A 6,443-nucleotide genomic window follows, 5' to 3' on the forward strand; every position below is an offset into this window, starting at 1 on the left:
CATTGAAAGAATGTAGAATATTTTATTTAACCGAAAAAACACCGTTATGCCTATCTATCAATCAAAAATCAAATGTCCCAATTTATCCGCTTTAGTATGCAGATAACGTTCATTTTCCACATTTTCGCCGACATGTAATGCAATCCGTTCGACCACATTAATGCCGGAATCTTTCAACGTTTGGATTTTTTCAGGATTATTGGTCAACAACTTGACTTCACGAATATGCAGATAATCATAAATCTGCTTGGCTAAAGTGAAGTCGCGCGCATCAACAGGAAGGCCGAGCGCTACATTGGCCTCGACCGTATCCAAGCCCTGATCTTGCAGACGATAAGCACGGATTTTGTTTATCAAACCAATGCCCCTACCTTCTTGGCGCAAATATACGATAACGCCACGCCCTTCTTTCTGAACGGCCTGCATCGCTGCTTGAAGTTGAGGGCCGCAATCACATTTCACCGAAAATAAAGCATCGCCGGTCAAACACTCTGAATGGATACGCGACAACACAGGCAGGCCGTCTGAAACATCGCCCATCGTCAATGCGACATGCTCCTGACCGCCCTCTTCTTCAAAGCCGTGCATGGTAAATTCACCCCATTCCGTAGGCAAACGGCATGACGCGACAAACTTCAAGGCGTTACTCATTTTCCGCTTCCTCGTTTTCAGCTACACCCAACAGATTTTTCAAAGAATCCGACAGAGCCAAGGCAAGGGCAATCCAAGCCACCAATACTTCGTCGGGCGCGCCGTCTTTGACATCAAACTCAGCATGCACTACACCCAAGACCGCACCGCTGGGCATACAGACAGGAACAGAAATCTGACTCAAACCGGGATGATTGCGTTCGGCCGACAATTCACCAATTTCCTGCCAATACGCCACATTCTGACAAACATTCATCCAACCGCTTTGCGCCGTACGCACAGCCAAAAAAGCCTGTCCGGTCTGCTCGTCGATTGGAATCACATTTTCCAATGGCATGCCCCAACGGCTCAGTCGAACCAGCGACAACGCGCCATCTTTCGGAAACGCTGTATAAACCGCCGCACTTTTCAAATGCTCGGTGCGCTCGGCAACCGAATCCAAAGCCATAAAAATCTGTTTCAGCAACAATTCATGTTCGGCATCAACATAATCCGCCAACTGCCAACCGTCTTCAGACGGCCACAAAATCGAACGCTCAACCGAAGCATTGCCCATTTTAATCACAGCCTGAGCAGTCAAATAAGCAACATGTATATCATCCGCAGACAACTTCAAACCTTGCGTCTGCAAGAAATCTTTAATCAATAAAGCAGGCATCTGCCCTTCCTCACCAATAGTAAAGTTGAGGCCGTCTGAAAACAAACCCTGCTTTCAGACGGCCGGAATAAAACATTATATAAGGGATAAACCGAAAAATTCAAGCAAACAAGACTTTGCGCCACCATTAATCTTGTGTATAATCCACGATTCAAATTAGTGCGGACGTGGCGAAATTGGTAGACGCACCAGATTTAGGTTCTGGCGCCGCGAGGTGTGAGAGTTCGAGTCTCTCCGTCCGCACCATACTCAAAATGAGCAGCTTTCGGGCTGCTTTTTTTACATCTATTCCACTATATACCCTATTCAAAATCAAAACTGCTTTTAATTTTTTGACCTTTGCAAAAAAGGGGTTTATTTGGGGGTATAACAGACGTTTCCATTTTATCTTTCAGACGGCCTATCATTTATGTTGAATCCATCGCAAAAACTTGTCGAATTGGTCCGTATTCTTGAAGAACGTGCCTATATTTTTCCGGGAGATCCTGTTCAGGCGACGGAAGCGTTGCGACATATTGATGGCGGCAACGAGGAAAAACTGATACGCCGCGCCCAAATCATTGACCGCGACCAGCATTTAAAATATGTGTTGCAACAGGTGGAAACAGGCTCGTTTTGGCTTTGGATTGTTGCGGCGACATTGTTGTTTACGGTCGGTTTTTCCAGCACTTATCTTTTGATGGACAATCAGGGGCTGAACTTTTTTCTGGTATTGGCCGGGATTTTGGGCATGAATACAGTCATGCTGCTGGTGTGGCTGGCGACTTTATTCCTTCGTTTGAAAAATGTGCACTTTATCAGCAGTCCGGCAACTTGGTTCCGAGGCAAAGATCCGGTCAATCAGGCAATTTTGCGGCTTTATGTGGATGAATGGCGTAAACCGCAAACACGTTGGCTGATTGGTGCAACTTCACACGGCCTGTGGCTTTGCACGCTGTCGGGAATGTTGGTTTCTGTTTTGCTGCTGCTTTTGGTGCGTCAATATACGTTCAACTGGGAAAGTACGCTTTTAAGCAATACGGCATTGGTGAAAACAGTTGAAGCTTTGTCATGGCTTCCGGAACGTTTGGGCTTTCCTGTTCCCGACAGTCAGGCCGTAATTGCAGGCCGTCTGAACAATCATATCGAAGATGCACGCGCTTGGGCGGGTTTACTCATCGGCAGCATTATCTGCTATGGCATTCTGCCGCGCTTAATTGCTTGGCTGGCTTGCAAGATTACTTTAAAAACCCTTCGCGGACGTTTGGATTTGAATCAGCCCTACTATCAAAACATCCTCCGCACATGGCAAACGAAGATTGTCGATGCCGATGATTTTCAGGAAAACATCGTTCCCGTTTCATCCAAAATTACGCTGAATAATGCGCCCAAATGGGCCGTTACACTGGAAACGGAATGGCCTGAGCCGCTTTGGTTTTCCGGCATTTTGGCGCAAGAGTGGATAGACAAAGGCGTGGCCGCCGGCAGAAAAGATTTGGAACAATTAGAAGCCGAATTGAAACAAACTCCGGCGCAACTTCTCATCGGCGTACGCACGCAAACTGTTCCCGATCGCGGCATTTTGCGTCAAATCAGCCGCTTGGCCGAAGCTACGGATGGCGGCGTAATCATTCAGCTTTTGAATCAAGACAGCTTCTCTGAAGATTTGGATACCAAGCTGAACTATTGGCGCGATGCACTGGCAGAAAGAAACATTGCCTGGTTGGAGCCGACCCGTTTGGCACAAGAAAAACGGCAAACCTCTATTTGACAGATAAACTAAAGGCCGTCTGAAACCTGATGTTTGGGTTTCAGACGGCCTTATTTATTGTTGAGGATTCATCTTAATGATGTTCGTGGCGATGCTCTTGATGATGTTTAGGCTTGGCTGCATGGCGTTTGGCTTTAGGTGCAGGTTTTTTCATTTTTTGCGGTTTGGCTTTTTTGTGCATACGTTCTTGTTTCGGATGCATTTCGTGTTTGCCGTGTGCAAAAGCGACAGGAGCCAATACCAAACCGGCAGCCGCAACCATCAAAGAGGTCATTTGAATCAGTTTTTTCATATTTATCTTCTTTCAAGGGGTTGATTTGAGGTAAAAATAAGAATTTATTCGCACTCAAGCGATGGACAAATATTAATGGCTTTGACTGTCAGCTACTGTCAGCATTCAGCGAAATCTGTTCAAAATTCGGCAATAGAAGTATGGCGACACGATGATGTAGCAAGTTTTGAAAGTTTACTGTCAATTTTGACAAAGCGTCTTTACACATTTCCCAAACGACAAAAAGCGCGAACCTTTCGATTCGCGCTTTTTTCAGACGGCATCAATTATTTCTTGTCGTCTTTTACTTCTTCAAAGTCGGCATCTACCACGTCATCGTCCTTCTTGGCGGAAGACGGCTCGGCTTGTGCGCTTTCGCCTGCTTGGGCTTCGGCTTGCGCTTGCGCGTAAACCATTTCGCCCAGTTTTTGGCTGGCTGTGCCCAGTGCTTCGGCTTTGGCATCGATGGCGGCTTTGTCGTCGCCTTTAACTGCTTCTTCAGCTTCTTTCAACGCAGCTTCGATTTTTTCTTTCTCGTCAGCGTCGAGTTTGTCGCCGTAATCAGCCAGAGATTTTTTCACAGAGTGAATCAGGGCTTCGGCTTGGTTGCGAGAAGCGACCAATTCAGTCAGTTTTTTATCTTCTTCAGCGTTGGCTTCGGCATCTTTCACCATGCGTTCGATTTCTTCTTCGCTCAAACCTGAAGAACCTTGGATGGTAATGTTGGCCGCTTTGCCTGTACCTTTGTCTTTAGCAGAAACGTGCAAGATACCATTGGCGTCAATGTCGAAAGTAACTTCAATTTGCGGCATACCGCGTGGTGCAGGTGCGATGTCGGTCAAATTGAACTGACCCAAAGATTTATTGGCAGAAGCGCGTTCGCGTTCGCCTTGCAGTACATGGATGGTTACTGCGCTTTGGTTGTCTTCGGCAGTAGAGAACACTTGAGACGCTTTAGTCGGAATAGTAGTGTTCTTTTGAATCAGCTTGGTCATCACGCCGCCCATGGTTTCGATACCCAAAGACAGAGGAGTTACGTCCAGCAACAATACGTCGCTACGGCCGCCGCTCAATACTTCGCCTTGAATCGCTGCACCTACGGCAACAGCTTCGTCAGGGTTCACGTCTTTACGAGGCTCTTTACCGAAGAAGGCTTTAACGGCTTCTTGTACTTTCGGCATACGGCTTTGACCACCGACCAAAATTACGTCGTCGATATCGCTGGTGCTCAAGCCGGCATCTTTCAATGCGACTTTACAAGGCTCGATAGAACGTTGGATCAAGTCTTCAACCAGGCTTTCAAATTTGGCACGGGTAATTTTCATGGCCAAGTGTTTAGGACCTGTTGCGTCCATAGTGATGTATGGCAGGTTGATTTCAGTTTGCTGACCGCTGGACAATTCGATTTTGGCTTTTTCGGCAGCTTCTTTCAGACGTTGCAGAGCCATTACGTCTTGTTTCAAATCAATGCCTTGTTCTTTTTTGAACTCATCAATGATGTAGTCGATCAAGCGTTGGTCGAAGTCTTCACCGCCCAAGAAAGTATCGCCGTTGGTAGCCAATACTTCAAACTGTTTGTCGCCGTCGAGGTTGGCAATTTCGATGATAGAGATATCAAAAGTACCGCCACCCAAGTCATATACGGCTACTTTGCGGTCTTTGTTGTCGCCTTTGTCCATACCGAATGCCAAAGCGGCTGCGGTTGGTTCGTTGATGATACGTTTTACTTCCAAACCTGCGATGCGGCCTGCGTCTTTGGTGGCTTGACGTTGGCTGTCGTTGAAGTAGGCCGGAACGGTAATCACGGCTTCGGTTACTTTTTCGCCCAAGTAAGCTTCGGCGGCTTCTTTCATTTTACGCAGGACTTCTGCGGAAACTTGCGGCGGAGACAGCTCTTTGCCTTGCGCTTTCACCCATGCGTCGCCGTTGTTGGCTTTGATGATTTCGAAAGGCATGGATTCGATGTCGCGTTGAACTTCTTTGTCTTCAAATTTATGACCGATCAAACGTTTTACAGCGTAGATGGTGTTTTTAGCGTTGGTTACGGCTTGGCGTTTGGCGGGTGCGCCAACGAGGACTTCGCCGCCGTCCAGATAAGCGATAACGGAAGGAGTGGTGCGTGCACCTTCTGCATTTTCGATCACTTTAGTTTGACCGTTTTCAGAAATGGCCAAACAAGAGTTGGTTGTACCTAAGTCAATACCGATTACTTTTGCCATATTATGTTGCTCCTAATAAACTTTTCTTAATTAATAATCCTGTGGAACATTTCGTTCCGATGGCTTGTAAATAAGGTTACTTCATTTTTTTTTCAAGGCCTAATTTAAATTTTTTTTTAAATTAAATTCAATTACTTGATTTATTTATCCACAAGCCGTTTATTCTTTTTTCAGACGGCTGGTTTTAATTTTCCGATTCCGGTTTATCGGAATGATTTTCCAATAGCGGAACATCGGGCTTTGAAACCGGATAAGGCCGTCTGAAGATTTTATGCTTGATAAACTTTATCAAGCGGTGCCTTCAATCTTCTTTTTTCGCCACGACAACCATCGCAGGACGCAAAACGCGGTCAGATAATGTGTAGCCTTTTTTCATCACGCTGACGATGGTGTTCGGATCTTGCTCGCTGACGACTGCCTGCATCGCTTGGTGGCAATGCGGGTCAAGTTTCTCGCCTGCCTGAGGATTGATTTCTTTAATATGGGTGGCATCAAACGCTTTTTGCAATTCGTTTAAAGTCATTTGCACACCCATTTTCAGGGCATCAAAATTACCGCTTTGGTCGAGCAGCGCCATTTCAAGGTAGTCTTTGACAGGCAGCATTTCTGCCGCAAATTTTTGTCCGGCGAATTTATGGGTATCGGCAATTTCTTGCTGATGGCGGCGGCGCAGGTTTTGCTCGTTTGCCAAACCGCGCAGCTCGCTGTCTTTGAGCTGGCCTTCCAACTCGGCAATACGCGCCTGAAGCTCTTCGTAAGTCGGTTCTGCTTGTTCGGTTTCAACGGTTTCGGCAGTTTCTACGGCTGCCGCTTCTTCTGCTTCGTGTTGATGTTGTTCGTTATGCTCCGTCATTTCTGACATCCTTTTAGCGTGTTGATATTCGATGTTTCATA

6 protein-coding genes and 1 tRNA gene are annotated in these 6,443 nt (G+C 46.5%); 2 read left to right on the top strand and 5 right to left on the bottom strand.

The window, feature by feature from the left end; all coding sequences use genetic code 11:
• Positions 1-57 precede the first annotated feature (57 nt).
• The gene (gene ribA / locus ACTHUT_RS12420) at positions 58-651 is read right to left on the bottom strand and encodes a GTP cyclohydrolase II (RefSeq protein ID WP_063068903.1); all 594 of its coding nucleotides are present in this window, start codon (positions 649-651) and stop codon (positions 58-60) included.
• Entirely contained in the window at positions 644-1,309 is a 666-nt protein-coding gene (locus ACTHUT_RS12425) for a hypothetical protein (RefSeq protein WP_440418846.1), read from the bottom strand. Before ACTHUT_RS12425 ends, ribA begins: the two co-directional genes overlap by 8 nt.
• 161 nt (positions 1,310-1,470) lie before the next feature.
• Here ACTHUT_RS12425 and ACTHUT_RS12430 point away from each other — a divergent pair.
• A tRNA-Leu gene (locus ACTHUT_RS12430) sits at positions 1,471-1,555 on the top strand.
• Between the two features lie 163 nt (positions 1,556-1,718).
• Entirely contained in the window at positions 1,719-3,059 is a 1,341-nt protein-coding gene (locus tag ACTHUT_RS12435; protein ID WP_440418847.1) for a DUF2868 domain-containing protein, read from the top strand.
• A gap of 73 nt (positions 3,060-3,132) precedes the next feature.
• Here ACTHUT_RS12435 and ACTHUT_RS12440 read toward each other — a convergent pair whose 3' ends face one another.
• From ACTHUT_RS12440 to grpE, 3 genes are all read right to left on the bottom strand, one after another.
• Positions 3,133-3,351, bottom strand: a complete 219-nt coding sequence (locus ACTHUT_RS12440) for a hypothetical protein (RefSeq protein WP_440418848.1) — start codon at positions 3,349-3,351, stop codon at positions 3,133-3,135.
• 266 nt (positions 3,352-3,617) lie between these two features.
• On the bottom strand, positions 3,618-5,549 hold the full coding sequence (gene dnaK / locus ACTHUT_RS12445; RefSeq protein ID WP_440418849.1) for a molecular chaperone DnaK: 1,932 nt from the start codon (positions 5,547-5,549) through the stop codon (positions 3,618-3,620).
• A gap of 301 nt (positions 5,550-5,850) precedes the next feature.
• The gene (gene grpE, locus ACTHUT_RS12450) at positions 5,851-6,411 is read right to left on the bottom strand and encodes a nucleotide exchange factor GrpE (protein ID WP_440418850.1); all 561 of its coding nucleotides are present in this window, start codon (positions 6,409-6,411) and stop codon (positions 5,851-5,853) included.
• Positions 6,412-6,443 lie beyond the last annotated feature (32 nt).

The organism is Neisseria sp. P0022.S010 (assembly GCF_051956635.1).

What these genes read in the sequence shown, in the direction of transcription:
- ribA (WP_063068903.1), bottom strand. Translation starts at nt 651, where the DNA reads ATGAGTAACGCCTTGAAGTTTGTCGCGTCATGCCGTTTGCCTACGGAA.
- ACTHUT_RS12425 (WP_440418846.1), bottom strand. Translation starts at nt 1,309, where the DNA reads ATGCCTGCTTTATTGATTAAAGATTTCTTGCAGACGCAAGGTTTGAAG.
- ACTHUT_RS12435 (WP_440418847.1), top strand. Translation starts at nt 1,719, where the DNA reads ATGTTGAATCCATCGCAAAAACTTGTCGAATTGGTCCGTATTCTTGAA.
- ACTHUT_RS12440 (WP_440418848.1), bottom strand. Translation starts at nt 3,351, where the DNA reads ATGAAAAAACTGATTCAAATGACCTCTTTGATGGTTGCGGCTGCCGGT.
- dnaK (WP_440418849.1), bottom strand. Translation starts at nt 5,549, where the DNA reads ATGGCAAAAGTAATCGGTATTGACTTAGGTACAACCAACTCTTGTTTG.
- grpE (WP_440418850.1), bottom strand. Translation starts at nt 6,411, where the DNA reads ATGTCAGAAATGACGGAGCATAACGAACAACATCAACACGAAGCAGAA.